The sequence below is a fragment of the Blautia sp. AM28-27 genome (genome assembly GCF_003480905.1).
Taxonomy (GTDB): domain Bacteria; phylum Bacillota; class Clostridia; order Lachnospirales; family Lachnospiraceae; genus Fusicatenibacter; species Fusicatenibacter saccharivorans.
The window spans coordinates 1-22,102 of sequence record NZ_QUJK01000008.1; the positions used below are offsets into that span (position 1 = coordinate 1).

Genomic DNA, 22,102 nt, shown 5'->3' on the forward strand with positions numbered 1-22,102 from the left:
CCCGGTATGGGGCAGGTCACCCACGCGTTACTCACCCGTCCGCCGCTCAGTCAACCGAAAATCATCCGAAGAATCAATTCAGCCGCTTCGCTCGACTTGCATGTGTTAAGCACGCCGCCAGCGTTCATCCTGAGCCAGGATCAAACTCTCTGATAAAATGTTTGTTCCAAGTTCAAAATCAACATACTAGCTAATTTATCCCTTTTACTGTTTTAAAGGATCTTTCGATCGTTTTGAATTACTTATTCAGAACTTTCGAGGATGTGTTTCATTGTTTAATTATCAAGGTTCTTCACTGTTCTCTCGGTCAGCAACTCGTTTATTTTATCAAACTCATTTGCATTTGTCAAGAACTTTTTTCAACTTTTTTCAAAGTCGAGCGGAGAAGGAGGGATTTGAACCCTCGCGCCGCTATTAACGACCTACTCCCTTTCCAGGGGAGCCCCTTCAGCCAGCTTGGGTACTTCTCCATAGTTTGCCTGATTCATAATCAGATATTCAATTAACTGAGTTTTGAGCGGAGAGGGTGGGATTCGAACCCACGCGCCCTTTCGGACAAACGGTTTTCAAGACCGCCTCGTTATGACCGCTTCGATACCTCTCCGTGTGTGAATTCAAATCTCGGTAACTCCCGAAATCATCTCAGTTTTTGGCTTGTCAGCTTTGCGTTTTTATCTCTCTCGCTCAGCGACATTCGTTATTATATCAGCAGTGTTTCAGAATGTCAACCACTTTTTTGAATTTTTTTTACATTTTTTTCAATTTCTTTTTCGTTTTCGCTGTTTTTCCCCGTTTTGCAATTCACACATTTATTTTTATCTATTTATAGTTTGCTTTCTGTATTTTGCTTTTTTCTATTTTTCTGCCAGAAAGCTCTCTGCAACGAGCAGATCCTCCGGTGTTGTGATTTTTATATTTTCATAGCCGCCTTTTACCATCACTGATGCGATTCCCATCTCCTGCTCCACAACCATGGCATCGTCGGTGATTCCTTCTGTGGAATGCTGCATCAGTTTTTCGAATGCCGGAAACAGAAGCTCTGCTGCAAAGGCCTGCGGGGTCTGTGCCTGCCATACGAGATCTCTTCGCGGGCTTTCCCTGATTTTTCCGTTTTCATCGGTAAGCTTGATGGTATCCTTGACCGGCATGCCAAGGACACAGGCTTTTTCTTCTTTTACACATGCGCAGAGACGTTCCAGCATTTCCTGGTTTAAAAACGGGCGGGCACCATCGTGAATCAGAACGTAATCGGTCTTCTGCTCCTGTTCGCTTTCCAGGCTTTTCAGCGTCTGCAATGCTTTCCAGACAGATTCATACCGTTCCCTTCCGCCTGCGCATACGGAAACAGTTTTCTTAATTCCATATTTTTCGATAATCTCTTTCTGACAGTATTCTATTTTATCCGCACCTGTCACAAGAATGATCTGGTCAATCTCCGGCGAATGTTCAAAAACCTCCAGCGCGTAAACCACGACTGGTTTTCCTCCGATTTCCAGAAACTGTTTTGCTACGCTTCCGCCCATCCGGGTTCCCTTTCCGGCTGCCAGGACAACCACAGTGTATTTTTCTTTCTTCTCGCTCATCTTTTCCTCCGTTTTCTACAAATGCAAAAACTCCGCAGCAGATCTCTCTTCTCCGTTCTGCTGCGGAAGTTTCTTTTTCTTATCGTTCTCCAAGCTTCAGGTTCGGTACGGCATTCAGGTCCCAGCCGTGGCGGGTTCCCTTCTGGTACTCGTAGTAAGCTGCCACACCGATCATGGCCGCATTGTCGGTACAGAAGATCGGGGACGGACGGTAAAAGCGGATGCCCTCTTTTTCACATGCTGCTTCCATCGCCGCGCGGAGTGCCCCGTTCGATGCAACGCCGCCGGCGATCGCCAGACGGTCCATATGGTAATCTTTGGCCGCACGGATGGCATTATCCACCAGAACGTCCACAACGGCCTGCTGGAAGGACGCAGCGATGTCTGCTTCGACAATTGGTTCGCCTGTCATCCGGCATTTGTTCAGATGGTTTAAAACGGCAGATTTTACGCCGCTGAAGCTGAAGTCATACGGCGCATCCTCCATGTGGGCACGCGGGAAGTCGATGGCGTGCGGGTTTCCTTCTTTTGCCAGCTTGTCGATCTTCGGTCCGCCCGGATAGCCGAGTCCGATGGCACGGGCTACCTTGTCGAAGGCTTCTCCGGCTGCGTCGTCTCTCGTTCTTCCGAGGATTTCGAAAGAACCGTAATCTTTTACAATGACAAGATGGGTATGGCCTCCGGAGATGATTTCACACAGGAACGGCGGCTCCAGATCCGGGTGTTCGATATAGTTCGCCGAGACGTGGCCTTCAATATGGTGAACGCCGACCAGCGGTTTCTTTTTTGCATAGGCGATCGCTTTTGCCTCTGCCACGCCGACGAGAAGTGCGCCGACAAGACCAGGGCCGTACGTAACACCGATCGCATCGATATCATCCAGAGTGACATCGGCTTCTTTTAAGGCCGCTTCTACAACCTGGTTGATTTTTTCGATATGTTTTCTGGATGCAATTTCCGGCACAACACCGCCATACAGGGTATGGATGGCGATCTGGGATGAAATAATGTTAGACAGCACACATCTTCCGTTTTTCACGACGGAGGCTGCGGTTTCATCGCAGGAGCTCTCAATTGCAAGAATCAGGGTATCTTTTTCACTCATTTTTCGTTTCCTCTTCAAATAACAGTTCTACTGATCTTCCGTCTTTTCCAAGCTCTGCGGCCGGGAAAATCTTCTGTACCTCATCCATGTACCGCTGCGGGCCGACGAGCGACGGGGAAAAGTGGGTCAGCCACATTTCGGCAACCTCGGCATCTTTTGCCAGTTTTGCCGCCTCGTAGAAGGTCATATGCTTAAATTCTTTTGCTTTTGCCTGTTTTTCCGGCTCGCCGTACATTCCCTCGCAGATGAAAAGGTCGGAGCCTTTCGCATGTTCGGAGATCGACGGAATCGGGCGGGTATCGGTGCAGTAGGTCACCTTCAGTCCCTTTCTGGCAGGGCCGAGGACCATGTCCGGCGTATACGTCTTTCCATCCAGGGTGACAGTCTCGCCTTTCTGCAGCGGATTCCAGCATTTAATCGGAATTTCCTGTGCTTTAGCGCGCTCCACATCGAATTTTCCCTTGCGGGAGATTTCCAGCGAATAGCCGTAGCAGGTGATATTGTGCTGCACGCGGAAGGCTGTGATTTTGTAGCCGTTCATCTCGATCACTTCCTCCGGCGCTGTCACCTCGTGAAATACAATCGGGAACGGCAGCTCCGGGCAGATGACGCGCAGCGAATTGACGACGCGCTCCAGGCCTTTTGGGCCGATCATGGTCAGCGGTTCTCTCCGGTCAGTGTTTCCCATCGTCAGGAGAAGTCCTGGAAGGCCGCTGATGTGGTCTGCGTGGTAATGGGTGAAGCAGATGGCATCAATCGGCTTAAAGGTCCAGCCTTTTTCCTTGATGGCAACCTGGGTTCCCTCGCCGCAGTCGATCAGAAGGCTGCTTCCGTTGTATCGGGTCATCAGGGCGGTCAGGCGTCTGCCTGGCAGAGGCATCATACCGCCTGTTCCCAGTAAACATACATCTAACACGTTTTTCCTCCATATTCTATCCGGCTTTTTCGAAAGCCGGTCAGGTATTTTACGTTGAAAAAGCGTGTCCAAAACGGTTTGTTTCAGACACGCTCTCATCTTAACACAGTTTTTTCAAACACGCAATGACGCGGGTTTTATTTATTTGCTGTCATGACAGCTTCCTTCATCATGCGGACATACGTATAGATGTGCTGCTCCGCATGAGTGCCGTACTTCGCAATCATTTTGACGATAGCGCTTCCGACGATGACACCGTCCGCAATTTTTGCAATGTTGGCCGCCTGATCGGTCGTGTTGATGCCGAAGCCTACGGCTACCGGAATATCGGTTACTTTGCGGATTGCGGCGATCATGGAATCGAGGTCTGTCTTGATCTCGCTTCTGACACCGGTAACGCCCAGAGACGATACGAGGTAGATAAAACCTTCGGCGTCTGCGGCAATTTTCTGGATGCGCTGCTCAGACGTCGGCGCAATCAGGGAAATGACATCTACCTGATGGCTGCGCGCAATATCGTTTAATTCGCCTTTTTCCTCATACGGCATATCCGGGATGATGATGCCATTGATGCCGACTTCCTCGCATTTTGTAAAGAACGGCTCGTATCCGTAATGGAACACCGGGTTTAAGTAGGTCATAAACACCAGCGGAATGTCTGTTTTTTTGCGCACGGAGGCTACCATATCGAAAATTTTATCGGTGGTAGTTCCGGCTTTTAAGGAACGGAGGTCTGCCTCCTGGATGACAACGCCCTCGGCAATCGGATCCGAGAACGGGATTCCGATCTCGATCAGGTCTGCGCCTGCTTTTTCGAGCTCCAGAATATAATTCTCTGTTTTTTCAATGTTCGGGTCTCCGGCTGTCAGAAACGGAATGAATGCTTTGCTGTTTGAAAATGCTTCTGTTACTTTACTCATGAAGATCCCTCCCTCTGTATCTTGCAATGGCTGCTACGTCTTTGTCTCCGCGTCCGGACAGGCAGATGATGATGGAGTCTTCCGGATCAAATTCTTTTGCGATCTTCATCGCATGGGCTACTGCATGGGCACTCTCGATCGCACAGATGATACCCTCGGTTCTTGCGAGGTATTCAAAAGCTTCTACTGCCTCATCGTCCGTTACCGGAACGTATTCGGCGCGGCCGATGTCATGCAGATATGCATGCTCCGGTCCAATGCCCGGGTAGTCAAGGCCTGCGGAAATCGAGTAAACCGGTGCGATCTGACCATATTTATCCTGGCAGAAGTAGGATTTCATACCGTGGAAGACGCCGAGTGTTCCGGTTGCAATGGTTGCTGCAGTCTCTGCGGTGTTGACGCCGCGTCCTGCTGCCTCGCATCCAATCAGGCGGACATTTTTGTCATTGATGAAGTTATAGAACATACCCATCGCATTGCTTCCGCCGCCGACGCATGCCATGACGGCTTTCGGGAGTTTTCCTTCTTTTTCGAGGATCTGCTCTCTTGCCTCTTTGCTGATGACAGCCTGGAAATCGCGGACGATGGTCGGGAACGGATGCGGGCCCATAACGGAACCGAGAACGTAGTGGGTGTCATCGACACGTGATACCCACTCGCGCATCGCCTCATTGACGGCATCTTTTAAGGTCATAGTTCCGGTAGTAACGGCATTTACTTTTGCACCGAGAAGCTCCATCCGGTATACATTGAGGGCCTGACGGTCGGTGTCTTCTTTTCCCATGAAGATCTCACACTCAAGTCCCATCAGCGCTGCTGCCGTTGCGGTTGCCACACCGTGCTGGCCGGCTCCGGTCTCTGCGATGACACGGGTTTTTCCCATTCTTTTTGCGAGGAGGCACTGTCCGAGCACGTTGTTGATTTTGTGGGCTCCGGTGTGGTTCAGATCCTCTCGTTTGAGGTAAATTTTTGCTCCGCCGAGATCCTTTGTCATTTTCTCTGCGTAGTAGAGAAGGGACGGGCGGCCCGCGTAATTTTTCAGCAGGTCATCGAGCTCCTGGCAGAACTCCGGATCGTTTTTATAATAATTGTACTGTTTTTCCAAATTGATAATTTCATTCATCAGAGTTTCCGGTATGTACTGGCCTCCGTGAATACCAAATCTTCCGTCAGACATGTCTTATCCTCCTTATGCATTCTGTGATTTTTTTCGGATCCTTTACGCCGTCTGTCTCGACACCGCTGCTGATGTCGACGGCGAAGGGATGTGTCTGTAAAATCGCCTGTTCCACATTTTCGGCGTTCAGGCCTCCCGCAAGGAAATACGGGCGGTCCATGTTTCTGATCAGTGACCAGTCGAACGATTCGCCGGTACCGCCTTTTCCGTGGTCGAGAAGGATGTAATCGGCGCTGCTTTTTTTCGCCTTTTCGACGTCCTCCCTGGTTTTGATGGAAAATGCCTTGATCAGTTCCCCGCCGGTGCGGAACCGGAGCGAATGGATATATTCTTCACTCTCATTTCCGTGGAGCTGTGCCAGATCGATGACGCCCTCTTCGAGGTATCCTGCGACAATCGCCGGAAGCTCGTTCACAAAGACGCCGACCGCCTGGATTTCGGGATCCAGATAGCGCCGCAGCGTCACGGCATGTTCTTTTGTAATCTGTCTGCGGCTTTTTGCAAAGACAAAGCCGACATATTCGGGCTTCAGTTCATTCACCGCATCGATGTCTTCCAGCCGTGTGAGCCCGCAGATTTTGATTCTGGTCTGTTCTTCCATAACGTTTGACTCCCCGTGCGCTCTGTTTTGTTTTGCGCACTTACGTTACCACTTTAACATATTGAAGAGAGTTTTTCAAGTTCTGCTCTTTTGTTGCTGCTCCGCATCAGCGTTTCGCCGATCAGAACGGCATCGGTTTTATTCTGATACAGTCTTCCGACATCCTCCGGCGTTTTGATGCCGCTCTCGGATACGAAAACAATGTTTTCCGGGACAAGCTCCCGCAGCCGCTCACTGTTGTGGATATCGACCGTGAAATCTTTTAAGTTGCGGTTGTTGACGCCGATGATCCTTGCTCCGGCGCGCATGGCCTGTGCAACCTCCGCCTCATCGTGGGCTTCCACAAGAGCGGAAAGGCCGAGGGAATGCGCTGTTTCCAGATATTCTTTTAAGGTTTCCTCCGGCAGCAGCGCACAGATCAGAAGGACAGCGGTGGCTCCGAGCACCTTTGCCTCGTAGATCATATAGGGATCCACGGTAAAATCTTTCCGCAGAACCGGGATGGATACGGTTTCTGCAATTTTTTTTAAGTAACGCTTGTCGCCTTTGAAGTATTCCGGCTCGGTCAGGCAGGAAATGGCGGAGGCACCGGCCGCTTCATATTCCTTTGCGATCTCCAGATAGGGGAAATCTTCTGCGATGATGCCCTTCGATGGGGAGGCTTTTTTTACCTCGCAGATAAAGGACATGCCCGGCTTTTTCAGCGTCTGTTCAAACGGGAATCCAGTATCCGGGTTCATCGCCGTTGCTTTTTCTTTCATTTCTGCAAGAGAACACTTCTCTTTTTCTGCAGCGACACGTTTTCTTGTGGCTTCTGCAATCGTTTCCAGTATCATATGTTTATTCCTCTTCTGCCAATCTGTTGGCGAGTGACACAAACTCTTCGAGTTTTTTCTGTGCTTTTCCGCTGTCGATCAGCTCCTCTGCCAGTTTTACAGCGTCCTGCATCGGGATTTCTTTTGCTACATGAAGGGCTGCGGCGGCATTCAGGACAACAGCGTCTCTTGCCGGGCCTTTCTTTCCTGCAAGAATTTCTTTCGTAATTTCAGCATTCTCCTGCGGGGTTCCGCCGACCAGCTCTTCTTTGGTACAGCGGGTCATGCCGAACTCTTCCGGTGTGATGACGTATTCCTCAAACGTTCCGTCCTTGATCTCGCAGACGCTTGTCGGTGCGCTTAAGGAAATTTCATCGAGGCAGTCCTGGCCGTAGACAACCATGCCGCGTTTGACACCAAGATTGGAGAGAACTTCTGCCATCGGGCGGACAAGTGCTTCCTCGTAGACACCCATCACCTGCATCGTGGCTGCTGCCGGGTTGGTCAGCGGTCCGAGGATGTTGAAAATGGTTCGGATGCCGAGCACCTTGCGGACCGGTGCCACGTATTTCATGGACATGTGGTATTTCTGTGCGAACAGGAAACAGATTCCAAGTTTTTCCAGAACTTCTTTGTTTTTCTCCGGCTCCAGGTCGATTTTGACGCCGAGCGCTTCGAGACAGTCGGCTGCGCCGGATCTGCTCGATGCGGCGCGGTTTCCGTGTTTTGCAACTGCGACGCCGCCTGCAGAGATCACAAGGGATGCTGTTGTGGAGATGTTGAAGGAATTGGATTTATCTCCGCCGGTTCCGACGATTTCCAGAACATCCTTGTCATGTTCCATGGGAACACCGTGCTTTCTCATGCCGTTGGCACATGCGGTGATCTCTTCGATTGTCTCGCCTTTCATCGTCATGGCAGTTAAAAATGCGCTGATCTGGATCGGATCGGCTTTTCCTCCCATGATTTCATCCATGGCGCCCTCTGCCATCTCGTAGGTTAAGTTCTCTTTATTTACCAGTTTTACAATCGCTTCCCGAATCATATTCTGTTCCTCTCTTTCTTTGCTGTCCTGTGATCTATCTTGTAATTTTTAAGAAGTTTTCTACCATCTGTCTGCCCTGCGGGGTCAGAATGGATTCCGGATGGAACTGGACTCCGTAGATCTTTTTCTCACTGTCCTCGACTGCCATGACCTCGCCGTCTGCGGTTCTTGCCGTTACCTTTAAGGTTTCCGGCAGTGTCGCTTCATCAGCTGCGAGGGAATGGTATCTTGCAACCGGAACGGTTTCCGGCAGCCCCTGGAATAATTCCGAGGTAAGATCCAGCGTTGTCTCGGACTGTTTGCCGTGCATCAGCTGTTTCGCATAGGTGACGGTCGCGCCGTACGCGGCACAGATTGCCTGATGGCCGAGGCAGACACCGAGGATCGGGATCTCGCCGCCTAATTTTTCTACAATCTCCATGCATCGGCCTGCCTGCTCCGGACGGCCCGGTCCGGGAGATAAAATGATGGATGCCGGTGCCAGTGCACGGATTTCGTCGATCGTCATCTCGTCGTTCCGGATGACCTTCATGTCCGGATTGATCGAACCGGCGAGCTGATACAGGTTATAGGAAAAACTGTCATAATTATCTACCAGCAGTATCATAAGTTACTTCCTCCTTCTGCCTCTGCAAGTGCGACCATCACGGCCTTTGCTTTGTTGATGCATTCCTGATGCTCTTTTTCCGGTACGCTGTCGGCTACAATGCCGGCGCCGGAGCGGACGAACACTTTTCCGTTTTTCTTAAACGCAAGCCGGATTGCGATGCAGGTGTCCATATTTCCGGTGAAATCCAGATAGCCGATCGCACCGCCGTAAATGCCGCGCTTGTTGTTTTCCAGCTCGTTGATGATCTGACAGGCACGGAGCTTTGGTGCACCGGAGAGGGTTCCGGCCGGGAGAACGGAATCGATGGCATCGACTGCGGTCTTGTCTTTCCGAAGCTGTCCTTTTACAGTGGAACCGATGTGCATGACGTGGGAGTAACGCTCGATTGACATGTATTTTTCTACTTCCACGGTTCCGAAATCACAGATCTTTCCGAGATCGTTTCTTCCCAGATCAACCAGCATGTTGTGCTCGGCACGCTCTTTTTCATCGGCGAGGAGTTCTTTTTCCAGCCGCTGGTCTTCTTCATAGCTCTTTCCTCTCGGCCGCGTTCCGGCAAGCGGGAAGGTCCGGACCTCTCCGTCCTCGACTTTTACAAGAGTTTCCGGGGATGCACCGGCGATCTCGACATCATCACTCGAGAAGTAGAACATGTACGGCGACGGGTTCGTCGTGCGGAGGACGCGGTACGTATCGAGGAGGCTTCCCTCAAAATCAGCTTCGAGCCGGTTGGAGAGAACGAGCTGGAAGAGGTCTCCCTCGTGGATATAATGTTTGACCTGCTCGACTTTCTCACAGTACGCTTTCTCATCGAAGAGCGGGCGGAACTCGGATTTCAGGTGGCCGGCTTTCGTCTCGGCCGGTTTTCCGAAGCGGATCAGCTCTTCCATTTTTTCGAGTTCCTGTACGGCTTTTTCGTAATTTTCTTCGAGATTTTCGGTTTCGATATTAATCATCAGTACGATTTTCTGACGGTAATTATCATAGGCGATGACCTTATCGAACAGCATCAGGTCGACATCTTTGAAATGTTCCTGATCTTCTGCGTCCAGCTTTAAGGTCGGCTCGCTGTACTTGATGTAATCATAAGAGAAGTATCCGACGAGGCCGCCGGTGAAGGTCGGCAGTGTCGCGATCTTCGGACTTTTATTTTTTTCAATCAGGGTTTTGATGACGGCTCCCGGATGGGCTGTCTTTGCGGTCAGCCGGATCGGTCCGGTCGGAAGCTGTTCTTTGTGACTTTCCGGAATATCTTCTACTTTTTTCATCTCTGCCGCAGCGGCGGTGATTGTCAGGTTTCCGTTGACACAGGTGAGTTCCAGCGACGGATCGTAGCCGAGAAAGGTGTATCTTCCCCACTGTTTTTTATCCTCCACGCTTTCGAGCATGTAGCAGTGGCTGCTGACGCCCTGCAGGACTTTCAGTGTTTCTACCGGTGTACGGATATCCGAATAAATTTCTCTGCTTACCGGGATTTTCTGAAAAGCTCCCGATGCGGCTGCTTTTGAAATTTCTTCTAACGTCATCTGTTTCATCTTGTTATCTCCTTTCCTTGTGTCTGCAAAGGCTGTCATCAACACTGGTCCTCAGAACCAATTTCTGATATACAAAAAACCGCCCCCGGCAAAGAATCACTTTGTTCTTTGCCAAGGGCGGGTATATTTTTATACTCGTGGTGCCACCTTGTTTTGCGATTGCTCACACGCTCTGCAGAATACTATCATATTCCTGGCAACTAACGTATGCCTGCACGTTACAGAATACTCAGACGGTTTCCCGCTTTTCCCTGTACCCTCCGTGGTCCATTTGCTGATCCGCTTTCTGTCCGGCTTCCACCTGCCCGGGCTCTCTGTGAGTGCGCTTCCAACGTTATCTCCACTTCATCGGTTTCAAAGTATTTATTTTTTTCTTATGGGCTGTATTATAGTCCCATTCTTTTTTGCTGTCAAGTAATTTTTTTGCTCTTTTTATTCAAAGTCCGGTATTTTTATGATATTCCCGTGTCCACGCCGCAAGAGCTTCGTCCAGATCGCGCGGGAGCTCGACCTGCATTGCCTCGGTGATCTGGCGGTCCATCTCCCGTTTCGTCTCGGCATCCACTTTCCGTTCGGTGCACATCTGCTCATAGGCATCCTGTCCTTTGCTCATGTAGACCGCAAACAGCCAGCTCTTTAACGATGCTTTCGTGTGCAGCTCTTCATTTGCTTTCTGAAAGCACGTAAGTGCTTCATTCATCTGGAACAGACTTGCGTAGGCACAGCCCATGTTGTTGTAAATACTTCCGGTGAACTGGCTTCCCATGTTGGTTTCGTTTTCCTCGGTATCTTTCAGCGTTTCCTGGTAAACCTGGATCGCATTGATATATTTTTCGTGGTCAACAAGGTAGTCTCCCTTGATTTTTTTCCGCACAATCTCCGGCTGCTCCTCGAACCGTTTCAGGCGCTCATTCATCTCACGGAACTGATCGTGGGAAAGATAATTGATCTCCTTGAAGATCGGCAGGATAAACTCACCGATGTTCTTTTTCTCCTCCAGAAGGACGTAGAGACGCTGGTACAGTCTTCTTAAGTGGAGTTCTTCTTTCATCCACACCAGCAGCTGCTCGTTAATGATGGTCTCGTCCAGCAGATAGATGTTGTGGTACAGATAATAGCACAGTTCCTCGATGGAATAAATATTTGTGCTGATGTTGGAAATATAATACGGATTTTTCGCCCGTTTGACCTGACATAAAATATAACCGCTCATCGTTTACACCTCCCCCATCGTCTCGTGCCAGATTTTGTGGCTTGCCGGGAACATATCGCCAAAACCTAAATCCTCTGCGGTGATCTGACACGTAACCGGAGAATCATACTCCAGACGCAGACGGATCCGTGTTGTCTTCGTCGGCCGTTTGGGCAGCCCGTCCAGCTTCATGGTATAGCGGTTTCGTTTTCCGCTTTCCATGGAGCTTACAACAAATTCCAGCTCCTCCGTTCCGTCGAGGATCAGCTCACATTCTTTTTCTGCTTCATACCAGTTCACACCGGCTGCAATCAGCGCATAGTATGCCGGAGAACCATTGATCGTCATCTCCATGCCGATGTTGTAGCGCACGAGGTCATTTCCGAGGAAGAGATAGCCCTTTAAGCGGCGCTCCTCCACTTTTTCGCGCGCGGAAAAGCAGGCGCCCTGTGCAAACAGGTTCGTTCCGCCGAAGATTCTTCTCTGGTTTTTCTTTAACTGACGCAGAGAGTTGTCGGCCCAGGCAAGGTCGAACTCCTCGCTCACCAGAAATACGCTGGAATAAATTTCATTCCCCATCGCTTCTCCCATCAGATGGCAGAAATCGCGGTCGCGCTCCATCGGCTCGATCGAAAGTGCGGCTTTTGGCCCCCGTTTTACGGTCACAGTTGCCGGCTTCGTTTTACGGCTGATGGAAAGTTCAGAAAACGATGCTTCCTCATCTTTCAGGAAAAACAGACCGACTTTACGGCTCCAGAGCTCCGGCTTCTGGTTCAGCACATGGCAGTAAAAGCTCTCGTCATGCTCCTGCAGGTAGGCTCTGCCGCGCGGAAGTCCGATTATCTTGTATGCTTCACGCACATTTTCCACAAATGGACGGGTCAGATGGCCCGTGGTGATCATCATCGCCTGGATCTGCTGGTCCGGGCGCTCGATGCCGATCATCTTCAGTGCTTCGCGAAGGAACGTGCCAAGGACTTCTCCCGGCGTGTAATCCCGGTTTTCGATCTGGCAGATGCGGGATCCCATGCAGATCTCGTACAGATTGTCCAGCCAGATGCCGTTTTCCGTGTGAGCAGATTTTTCTGCATCCGGTCCTGTTTTCCACGTTTCCTCATTCCGTTTTTTGGCAATGGCGGTCGGAAATTCCACCGCCTCTTCTCCTTCTTTTACCGGGATGGAGACGGCCGTATGGGTTCCCCTGTCATAGCAGCAGAACTGGGAATATTTCTCTCCAAAATCAAATCCTAAAATTAAATTTTTCTGTTCCATGTCGTATCCTCCTGCTGCTTCTTTTCATCCACAAGTGCAAAACAGTTCCGAACCAGAGCCTCCTGCTGCAGATACTTTTGGAATGCTTCTTCTGCTTTTTCCGAATCTCCTGCCGCGCGCGCTGCTTTCATCTGATTCAGAAGCTGGTACCGCGTCTTTCCTGCTTTTGGTTCGCCGGTCATGGAGACGGTTTTCACCTCTGTTTTTCCCTCGCCCTGACGGTTCGTAAAGGTCAGGTAATACTCCATTTTCTCGCCGTAGAACAGCAGAAACTCTTTCACAAAAATGCCCTGATACATATTGCGCATCGGTTCGCTCTTCCATGTTTCTTCGGCGTTTGTCCGGTAATGAATCGTCACCTTTGCCTCCGCTCTCTGGCGCTCCTCGATGAACATGCGGTCGCCGATCTGGAAGCCTTCGGTCAGGTGCTCCGGCAGATCCTTGTAGAAGGCAAAGCGGAGTCCCTGTTTCGTAAACGCCAGAAGCAGGGTATGCGCCTCTTTTTCTTCCTCCTCAGAAAGCTGCGGCTTCGTGGAAAGATGTTTCAGCATCGCAAAACGGCAGATCTCGTCCAGCTCCCAGCCCTGTTTCCAGGCGCGGTCCAAGTAGTCAAACATCTGATCCGAAAGCGGTTTTCCGTCCATAAAATAGCCGATCGCAAGATACGTCAGGTATGCCAGAATGACATGCTCTTTTCCGCTCTGGCGGATGTAGCTCTCCAGCATTTCCTGCTCCCACTTCGGGTGGCTGCGCACAAAGACGGACCAGGTCAGAATGCGCTCCTCCAGCTTGTCGCTCTCCATCTGAAAGCCGCGGATTTTATCCCATAAACTGCACATATCCTCAATAGAACCGGTGAAATAATCTCTCAGATAGCACAATACAATTTCATCGTAAATGCCCTGTTTTACCACGTAGGATGCCAGATAGAGAAGCTCCTCGTCCTCTGTAAACTCTTTTTCCAGAATCATCGCATGCGCCAGACGGAAGAGACACGACACCGGGATCTTTTCGTAGCCGTACCGATCCGTCAGGGCAAAGGCGCGGCTGTAACAGCCGTAGCGTACCAGAAGCTCGATCGTAGAAATACGGTCCACCTTTGCGTAAGCGCTGTCCTCCAGCTCTGCAACAGCTGCCTCGGTCTCACGCTCATCCGGATGGGCAAGATAGTATTCCAGCAGTTTCTGACGCACTGTTTTCCGGTAAGCACTGGAAAATGCGCTCGTGCGCGCTGCCTGCTGATACCAGGCAAGATTTTCTGCGGTAAGCTGCATCTCCTCTTCCTGCTCCCCGCACAGGTGCAGCAGCAGACCCGGATTTTCAATGGCAAAACCGCCGCAGGCACGGGCAAGCTCTTCATCCGTAAACAATGGCTCTATGCGGCAGGTTTCTGTCACCGCATATCTTCTGCGCTGCTCATCTTCGAGAAGAATCCGCGCTTTTTTGCCGTACAGACGGATATAAGCACCCCGTTCCGTCATCGGATAGGACGTTTCGCCCCCCATCGCCGGATGGCAGACGATCACACGCGTGATTTTCGGATTTTCACACGTTACATGATGGGTAAACAGCACATTTGCGATCGCTTTTGCGCTGTCGGGATCTTCCGGTTTTTTCAGAAAAGTCCGGTACAGTGCGGCGTATTCGCGGTTCATGCGGCCTTTCTGGATCTGTCTTGCCGTGAAAACCTCCATCGCCGGGCGGTAGCTCTGGAATGTATGGCGGTCTTTTTCGCGGTTTTTAATCACGTTGGCGTAGATCAGCGCTTTCTTCTGGCCTGCCAGTGTGTTGCTGTAGGAGAAATACATCCGGATGACCTGCGGAAGGACCTCGTCGAACGACGCATCCATCGTTTCGATATAGTACTCGTACAGGCGCGTGATGCGGATGTTCCGCTCCACGGCTTTTGCATACCACGGGAAATATTCCTTCCGCACCGGGCGGCCCTTCATCACCAGTTTGCAGATGGCTTCGAGCACTTCATCGGATGGAAAACGCTCATAGCCCGCAGTCAGAATCTGATAGACATTCTCATCGAACGTTTTCATCGTCTCTGTAAGATAAGCGGCCCGTTTTAACAGTTCCCCGCTTAAAACGCCTTCTTTCTGCGCAAATTTCAGCACCTGAACGGTGAACGGCGAAATCCGGCGGAGCTGTCCCTCCTGGCGGAGATAGAGCTGTGCCGCATCCAGATACAGAAGCGGGCTCTTGCACCCGCACTCATAGCAAAGTTCCATCGCGTAGAGCTGACGGGTCAGCGACTGCTGCCAGGAATCGTCGGCATCAATGGCAAGCTTTAACAGAAAATAGCTTGCACTCTCCTGCCGCATCAGTGTTCCAAGGCGTGATACCAGCCCGGTATGGCCCACTTCCATTTTCAGCTTCCATGCCAGATACAGGTACGCTCCTTTTTTCTCCGCGGTGTCCAGCAGTTCCTGATGCTCTTTTACGTAAGAAAGCGTTTCTCTTGCTTTTCCGGTTTCCTCATGGCTCTCGTACAGCCATGCTTTTCCCAGCGTCACCCACGCAATGTCTCCGCCGGCTTTTTCGAACTGCTCGATGGCCTCCCAGGTGTCCTGATACCAGGTACGGTAGTCGCGTTTATGGACTGCCAGATCGAGATAGCCGCGCGCGATGGCAGTTATCTGACGGTCGCGCTCCGTATTTTTCCTGCTGGTCACATGCTTTTCGCTGTTTGTCACTTCCAGTTCAAAGCGAAGCTCCTGTTTTCCCTGACGCACCGTAATTCTGCCGTAATGGCGGCCGTTTCCGATTTTCTCCTGATGGATAATGTATTCCACACCGTAGACGCTTCCGATGAAATCTTCTGAAGTGACGACTTTCTTTTCCACTTCCAGAAAGTCTCCCTGCACCTCGATTTCCATGCGGACGTAGCCCCAGGTATTTTTATACAGATACAGTGTTTCCTTGCGCGGCTGGTCCACGGTAAGCACAGTTTTCTCCGGCTGTTCCGCCGAAAGCATCACCGGCTCTTTCTGACCGAGGGCAACCAGAAATTCCTCCAGATGCTGAAATGTCACCGGCTTGTGGGACAATCCCTGATAAAGTGCCATCTGCTCCGGTGCCTCTTTCTGAAGAAGACGTGCAAACTCTTTTTTTACAAAGAAGCGGTACGCTGCGCCGAAATCATGGCTTGCCAGATGCACAAAATCTGCCAGGGAATGAATCTCCTGCCCGGAAATGTTCATTGTCTTTCCCGCAATCGAGACGTGTACCCGCACGCAGCGTTCCTCCAGATTGCTGCTGACGGTGATGTTTCCACAGATTTCATCGCCTGCTTTTAATCCGCTGGTATCCACGCCGTACTCAATCGTACTCGCCGTTCCCTGGAACTGATTTTTCGCCAGAACGATTCTCTGATGATCTGTGGTCACAATTCCTTTTACTCTTCTCCCGTCTTCCGCTCCGATATTCAGCTCTCCGCGGAAATTCTGCCCCTCGTCCAGCGTCAGGGCCACCTCCGTCTCGGACAGCAGCAGATGGGGAACCTCATATTCAAATCTGCCGTTCAGCAGTTGTTCCAATCTTCTTCTCAATGTTTTTCACCTTATTTTATCTAAATCATTTTCGTTCTTTTCCACAACGTCTGATTATACCCCAAGACGCACGGGATTGCAACGGAAAGGGGACGCTCCTTTTAATAGTCGAACAGCGAAAACTGGTTGCTTTCGGGCAGATCTCCGAAGACACCGAGGTCCGCCATAAAGTCGATAATCGTCTTGCTGACCTTGGTGCGGTCGCGGAAATCATCTTTCGAGAGGAATTTTCCGTTTCGTGCCGCAAGGACAACGGCGTCGGCCGCCTTGTCGCCCAGACCCTCGATCGAGTCGAGCGCCGGCATCAGATGTTTGTCATCGTAGACCTGGAAGCGGTGCGCCTGTGCCTTATAGAGGTCCACCGGCACGAAATCGAAGCCGCGGGCGTACATTTCCTGGACAATCTTCATATCCTTGACGGTTGCCTGCTCCTTCTGAGTCAGCGTGTCTTTCCGTTTTTCGTAATCTTTCATATAATATTCCAGCCGGTCGCGTCCCATGCACATGAGCTCGTAGGAGAATGCGGACGCACGAATGGAGAAGTACGCCGCATAGTACGCCAGCGGATAGAAAATTTTATAGTAAGCGATGCGGTACGCCATCATGACGTACGCCGCCGCGTGGGCTTTCGGGAACATGTACTTGATCTTTTTACATGACCAGATGTACCAGTCCGGCACGTCATGTGCCTTCATCTCCTCTTCCCACTCCGGTTTTAAGCCCTTTCCTTTTCGCACACTCTCCATGATCGTAAAGGAAAGCTCACTTTCGAGTCCCTTGTCGATCAGGTAGATCATGATATCGTCCCGGGTACAGATGGCGGTGGAAATCGTCGCCTTGCCCTCCTCGATCAATGTCTGCGCATTGCCGAGCCATACGTCGGTTCCGTGCGACAGACCAGAGATACGGATCAGGTCAGAGAACGACTGCGGCTTCGTGTCCAGAAGCATCTGGATAACGAAATCGGTACCGAACTCCGGCACGCCAAGACATCCAAGCGGGCAGCCGCCGATGTCCTCCGGCTTGATGCCGAGCGCCTCGGTGCTCTTGAACAGCGACATGACCTCCGGGTTATCGAGCGGAATCGTCTGCGCATCAAGGTGCGTGATATCCTCGAGCATACGGATCATGGTCGGATCATCGTGTCCGAGAATGTCGAGCTTTAAGAGGTTGGCATCAATGGAGTGGTAATCGAAATGGGTCGTAATAATGTCGGTTGTCATATCGTTCGCCGGATGCTGCACCGGGGTGAAGGAGTTGATGTCCTCACCGAACGGCAGAACGATGATACCGCCCGGGTGCTGGCCGGTGGTACGGCGGATGCCGGTGCATCCTTCCACGATCCGGTCGATCTCGCAGTTCCGTTTGTGCTGGCCGCGCTCTTCGTAATAGTTCTTCACGTAACCAAACGCTGTTTTATCCGCCAGCGTACCGATGGTTCCCGCACGGAACGTCTGACCGGCGCCGAAAATAACCTCTGTGTATTTGTGCGCCTTACTCTGGTAATCACCGGAGAAGTTCAGGTCGATATCCGGCTCTTTGTTTCCCTTGAATCCAAGGAACGTCTCGAACGGAATGTCAAATCCGGCTTTTTTCAGCGGCTTGCCGCAGTTCGGGCAGACGGCGTCCGGCATATCGCATCCGGCACGGCCGACGTACTCTTTGACGCGCGGCGAATCGAACTCGCTGTAATGGCACGACTCACAGTAGTAATGCGGGCTCAACGGGTTTACCTCCGTGATTCCCGCCATCGTCGCAACGAACGAGGAACCGACGGAACCACGCGATCCTACGAGGTAGCCGTCCTCGTTCGACTTCCACACTAGTTTCTGTGCGATGATGTACATAACGGCATATCCGTTGGAAATAATGGAGTTCAGCTCCCGTTCGAGGCGCGCGGAAACGATCTCCGGCAGCTCCTCGCCGTAGATTTCATGCGCGCGGTCGTAGCAGATTCTACGCAGTGTCTTGTCGGAATCTTCGATGACCGGCGGGAATTTTCCGGCACGGATCGGGGAGATTTTCTCGACAAGGTCGGAGATTTTGCGCGGATTGGTGATGACGACCTCCTCCGCTTTCTCACTTCCGAGATACGAAAACTCTTCAAGCATCTCCTCGGTGGTGCGCAGGAACAGCGGTGCCTGCTCATCCGCGTCGTCAAAACCTTTTCCGGTCATGATGATGCGGCGGTAGATCTCGTCCTGCGGATCCATGAAGTGGACGTCGCACGTTGCCACAACAGGCTTATGGAACTGCTCGCCGAGTTTAACAATGCGCCTGTTGATCTCCTTTAAATCCTCCTCGCTCTCTACGGCAGAAACGTCCTCTTTTTTGATCATGAACGCGTTGTTGCCGATCGGCTGGATTTCCAGATAATCGTAGAAGTCCACAAGACGCGCAATCGCCGCATCCGGTTCACCGCGCAGGATTGCCTGGTAGAGTTCGCCCGCCTCGCAGGCAGATCCGATCATCAGACCGTCCTGGTATTTCAGGTAGACGCTCTTTGGCAGCTTCGGCCGGCGGTTGTAGTATTTCAGGTGGGATTCTGACACGAGGCGGTACAGATTGACACGTCCCGTCTCGTTCTTTGCCAGAATGATCGCATGGTACGATGGAAGCTTGCGCACAGCCTCCTCCGATACTTTTCCCTGCGCATTCAGGTCATCCAGAGTCAGAATATTGCGCTCCTCCAGCATTTTTACGAATTTCACGAAAATTTCCGCCGTACAGCCGGCATCGTCCACCGCACGGTGATGGTTTTCCAACGATACGCCGACCGCCTTCGCAACGGTATCCAGCTTGAAACGGTTGAGGCCCGGCAGCAGGAAACGCGCCATGGCGACGGTGTCCGCCGTTGTAAATTCCCGCTCGATCCCCTGCAGGACGCAGTTGTGCTCGATAAAGCTCATATCAAACGAAGCATTGTGGGCAACCATAACGGCTCCCTCACTGAACTCCAGGAATTTCGGCAGCACCGTTTCGATGTCCGGCGCGTCAAGAACCATGTTGTCGTTGATGCCGGTCAGGTTCTCAATCCGGAACGGGATCGGGACTTTCGGGTTGACGAAGGTGGAAAACTTATCGACAATCGCTCCGTTTTCCACACGGACGGCACCGATCTCAATGATTTTGTTGACAACCGGGGAAAATCCCGTCGTCTCGATATCAAACACAACGTAGCTTCCGTGGATGTCCTGTCCTTTGCTGTTGACAACGATATCTTTCAAGTCGTCGACGAGATAAGCCTCCATGCCGTAGATGACCTTGAACGGAGCCGAAACTTTTTTCAGCTCATCTTTTGTCGCATCCGGGTGCTCTGCCTGGTATTTTTTCCGGTAAGCGCCGTCGATCGCCTCGATCGCATGGTTTGCCTCCGGGAATGACTGCACCACGCCGTGGTCAGTGATCGCGATCGCCGGATGGCCCCACTCGTAGGCACGCTGTACCAGACGGGCAGCATCGGTGACACCGTCCATATCGCTCATCTTTGTATGACAGTGCAGCTCCACACGCTTCACCGGACTCGTATCCTGACGGCCGGTACGGAAATCGGTGATCTTCTTGATGCCCCAGACAGACATAACCGTCAGATCGTGGTCAAATGCATCAACCGTCGTTTTTCCTTTTACTTTAATGAACGCGCCTTTTTTGATCGCATCCTTTAATTCCGGCACTTCCGCGTTCTGGACGAAAATCTTGACGCCGATGGTATCCGTAAAGTCGGTGATCGTGAACATGAAAATCGTACGCTCATTCCGGATCTCGCGCATATCCACACTCTGGACTCTTCCTCGGATGACAACATCACCGATCTCATCGCCGATTTTCAGAATCTCCACGCTCTCATCCTCGAAATCTCTTCCGTACAGCACATCCGGATTGGAGGATTTGCGCGGCTGATTGTCCGCATTCCGGCTGAAACTGCCCTTGCCTTTCTTGAAGGAACCGCGTCCGCCGCCGGAAAAACCTTTTCCCCTTCCGCCGTCTGCTGCTTTTTCTTTTTTCGCCTCGCCGCCCTTGGCTGCTGCGGCTGCTTTTGGCTGTTCGCCTGCTGCTTCCGCCTGCTCTTCCATCCGGTTCTGCTCTTTTTCGCCGAGCATCTCACCGTAATGGGTATGCGCCAGAACGTGGCGCACTTCCTCCCGGATGCGGAGCTCGGAATTTCTCATGGCGCGGCTCTCGCCCTCCGGCTTTCTCATCTCGGTTTCCACGATCAGGTCGAAGCCGCACCGCTCACAGAAGATTTTCTCGAGAATGTGGACCAGCTCCTCCTCGCGCTCCTTTGCCACAACGGAATCCACGAGCACCAGGTGCATTTTGTTCGTCTCCGGGAAGGTAATCTCGGCAGTCGAAAACAGATGATTCAGAAAGACACTGTGGTTTTTCAGCTCGAGCAGGATACTCGGACGGTACACCTCCAGAAAGTTTTCCGGCGTATACTGGCGCGACAGATAGAACCGCTCAATAATCTTCACGCGCAGCGGCACGTTGGAAAAGAGCTGCTCCTCGATCTGGCGCTCCAGCTGATAAATATATTTTTTGTGAATCCACTGATGGCTGACCACATAGATCCGCAGCAGATCTTTTTTCTTATTGATCGATACCCGCGAAACCTCCACGGTATCGAGAAGCTCTGCCATGCCCCCTTCGATTCTCAAATCCGGAAATACTTCCTGAAACTGTTTTTCCATTCCTATTCCTGCTTTCTTTTTTACTTGCCCCAGTGATCCAGCTCGTCCTTTAAGACGGACAGCAGCTCGCTCTCCGGTACTTTTTTCACGATTTCACCTTTTTTAATTAAAATGCCGACGCCTTTTCCGCCTGCAACACCAAGATCCGCCTCTTTTGCCTCGCCCGGTCCGTTGACCACGCAGCCCATGACGGCAACCTTGATATCAAGATCGTAGCCCTGCACCAGTGTTTCCACCTGGTTTGCCAGTCCGATCAGGTCAATCTGGGTCCGTCCGCAGGTCGGACACGATACGACCTCAATGCCGCCTTTTCGAAGTCCCAGGGTCTTTAAGATCCGTTTTGCGGATTTGATTTCCTCGAGCGGATCGCCGGTCAGGGAAACACGGATCGTATCTCCGATGCCCTGATATAAAATAATACCGAGCCCCACTGCCGATTTGATGTTGCCGGAATACAGCGTTCCTGCCTCCGTAATGCCGACATGAAGCGGATGATCCGTCTGGTTCGTGATCAGCTCATGCGCTTTTGCACACATCATCACATCAGACGATTTGATACTGATGACGAGATTGTCATAGTCCATCTCCTCAATGATCCGCACTTTGTCGAGCGCGCTCTCCACCAGGCCCTCTGCCGTTACGCCGTTGTATTTTTCCACCAGCTCTTTTTCGAGTGAACCGCTGTTGACGCCGACGCGGATCGGAATCTGGCGTTCTTTTGCTGCATCTACAACCGCCTGGATCCGGTCGCGGCTGCCGATGTTGCCCGGGTTGATGCGGATTTTATCGGCTCCGTTTTCGATCGCGGCGATCGCCAATCGATAGTCAAAATGAATATCTGCTACAAGCGGAATCGAGATCTGCTTTTTGATCTCGGACAGCGCCTTGGCTGCCTCCATGGTCGGGACGGCGCATCGGATAATGTCACATCCGGCTTCCGTGAGCGCCTGGATCTGCTTTACGGTTGCCTCCACATCTTCTGTTTTGGTATTCGTCATAGACTGGATCAGAATCGGATTTCCGCCTCCGATGACCCGGTCGCCGATTTTCACAACTCGTGTATTTGCTCTGCTCATTGTCTTT

General features: G+C 51.5%; 15 protein-coding genes, 2 tRNA genes and 1 rRNA gene. All 18 read right to left on the reverse strand.

Features of this window, described 5'->3' with window-relative positions; translation table 11 throughout:
• Positions 1-156 (reverse strand): 16S ribosomal RNA (locus DW743_RS11335); the annotation flags it as partial.
• Between the two features lie 224 nt (positions 157-380).
• A tRNA-Ser gene (locus DW743_RS11340) sits at positions 381-470 on the reverse strand.
• Positions 471-518: 48 nt separating this feature from the next.
• Positions 519-604 (reverse strand) — tRNA-Ser (locus DW743_RS11345).
• Positions 605-854: 250 nt separating this feature from the next.
• Complete coding sequence (ispD, locus tag DW743_RS11350; RefSeq protein ID WP_117761648.1) at positions 855-1,583, reverse strand: 2-C-methyl-D-erythritol 4-phosphate cytidylyltransferase; 729 nt, start codon at positions 1,581-1,583, stop codon at positions 855-857.
• Positions 1,584-1,662: 79 nt separating this feature from the next.
• Positions 1,663-2,688, reverse strand: a complete 1,026-nt coding sequence (gene tsaD, locus DW743_RS11355; RefSeq protein ID WP_022462650.1) for a tRNA (adenosine(37)-N6)-threonylcarbamoyltransferase complex transferase subunit TsaD — start codon at positions 2,686-2,688, stop codon at positions 1,663-1,665.
• Entirely contained in the window at positions 2,681-3,604 is a 924-nt protein-coding gene (locus tag DW743_RS11360) for a ribonuclease Z (protein ID WP_117761647.1), read from the reverse strand. The genes tsaD and DW743_RS11360 overlap by 8 nt, the downstream gene beginning before the upstream one ends.
• A 137-nt stretch (positions 3,605-3,741) precedes the next feature.
• Positions 3,742-4,524: a tryptophan synthase subunit alpha gene (gene trpA / locus DW743_RS11365; RefSeq protein WP_055219903.1), complete on the reverse strand. Its 783-nt coding sequence runs from the start codon at positions 4,522-4,524 to the stop codon at positions 3,742-3,744.
• Positions 4,517-5,701, reverse strand: coding sequence for a tryptophan synthase subunit beta (trpB, locus tag DW743_RS11370; RefSeq protein WP_022462653.1), 1,185 nt, complete (start codon positions 5,699-5,701; stop codon positions 4,517-4,519). Before trpB ends, trpA begins: the two co-directional genes overlap by 8 nt.
• Positions 5,694-6,302, reverse strand: a complete 609-nt coding sequence (locus DW743_RS11375; RefSeq protein ID WP_055228636.1) for a phosphoribosylanthranilate isomerase — start codon at positions 6,300-6,302, stop codon at positions 5,694-5,696. The genes trpB and DW743_RS11375 overlap by 8 nt, the downstream gene beginning before the upstream one ends.
• Before the next feature lie 53 nt (positions 6,303-6,355).
• A complete protein-coding gene (trpC, locus tag DW743_RS11380; protein ID WP_117761646.1) occupies positions 6,356-7,138 on the reverse strand; it encodes an indole-3-glycerol phosphate synthase TrpC in 783 nt (260 codons plus the stop codon).
• Positions 7,139-7,142: 4 nt separating this feature from the next.
• A complete protein-coding gene (gene trpD / locus DW743_RS11385) occupies positions 7,143-8,162 on the reverse strand; it encodes an anthranilate phosphoribosyltransferase (RefSeq protein ID WP_117761645.1) in 1,020 nt (339 codons plus the stop codon).
• Between the two features lie 34 nt (positions 8,163-8,196).
• On the reverse strand, positions 8,197-8,769 hold the full coding sequence (locus DW743_RS11390) for an anthranilate synthase component II (RefSeq protein WP_117761644.1): 573 nt from the start codon (positions 8,767-8,769) through the stop codon (positions 8,197-8,199).
• Positions 8,766-10,307, reverse strand: coding sequence for an anthranilate synthase component I (trpE, locus tag DW743_RS11395; protein ID WP_117761643.1), 1,542 nt, complete (start codon positions 10,305-10,307; stop codon positions 8,766-8,768). The genes DW743_RS11390 and trpE overlap by 4 nt, the downstream gene beginning before the upstream one ends.
• A 436-nt stretch (positions 10,308-10,743) precedes the next feature.
• Positions 10,744-11,520, reverse strand: a complete 777-nt coding sequence (locus DW743_RS11400; protein ID WP_022462659.1) for a hypothetical protein — start codon at positions 11,518-11,520, stop codon at positions 10,744-10,746.
• 3 nt (positions 11,521-11,523) lie between these two features.
• Complete coding sequence (locus DW743_RS11405; protein WP_117761642.1) at positions 11,524-12,771, reverse strand: DUF5716 family protein; 1,248 nt, start codon at positions 12,769-12,771, stop codon at positions 11,524-11,526.
• The gene (locus DW743_RS11410; RefSeq protein ID WP_147345105.1) at positions 12,753-16,328 is read right to left on the reverse strand and encodes a DUF5717 family protein; all 3,576 of its coding nucleotides are present in this window, start codon (positions 16,326-16,328) and stop codon (positions 12,753-12,755) included. The genes DW743_RS11405 and DW743_RS11410 overlap by 19 nt, the downstream gene beginning before the upstream one ends.
• A 101-nt stretch (positions 16,329-16,429) precedes the next feature.
• Positions 16,430-21,019, reverse strand: coding sequence for a PolC-type DNA polymerase III (locus tag DW743_RS11415; RefSeq protein ID WP_022462662.1), 4,590 nt, complete (start codon positions 21,017-21,019; stop codon positions 16,430-16,432).
• 20 nt (positions 21,020-21,039) lie between these two features.
• On the reverse strand, positions 21,040-22,095 hold the full coding sequence (ispG, locus tag DW743_RS11420; RefSeq protein WP_117761640.1) for a flavodoxin-dependent (E)-4-hydroxy-3-methylbut-2-enyl-diphosphate synthase: 1,056 nt from the start codon (positions 22,093-22,095) through the stop codon (positions 21,040-21,042).
• Positions 22,096-22,102 lie beyond the last annotated feature (7 nt).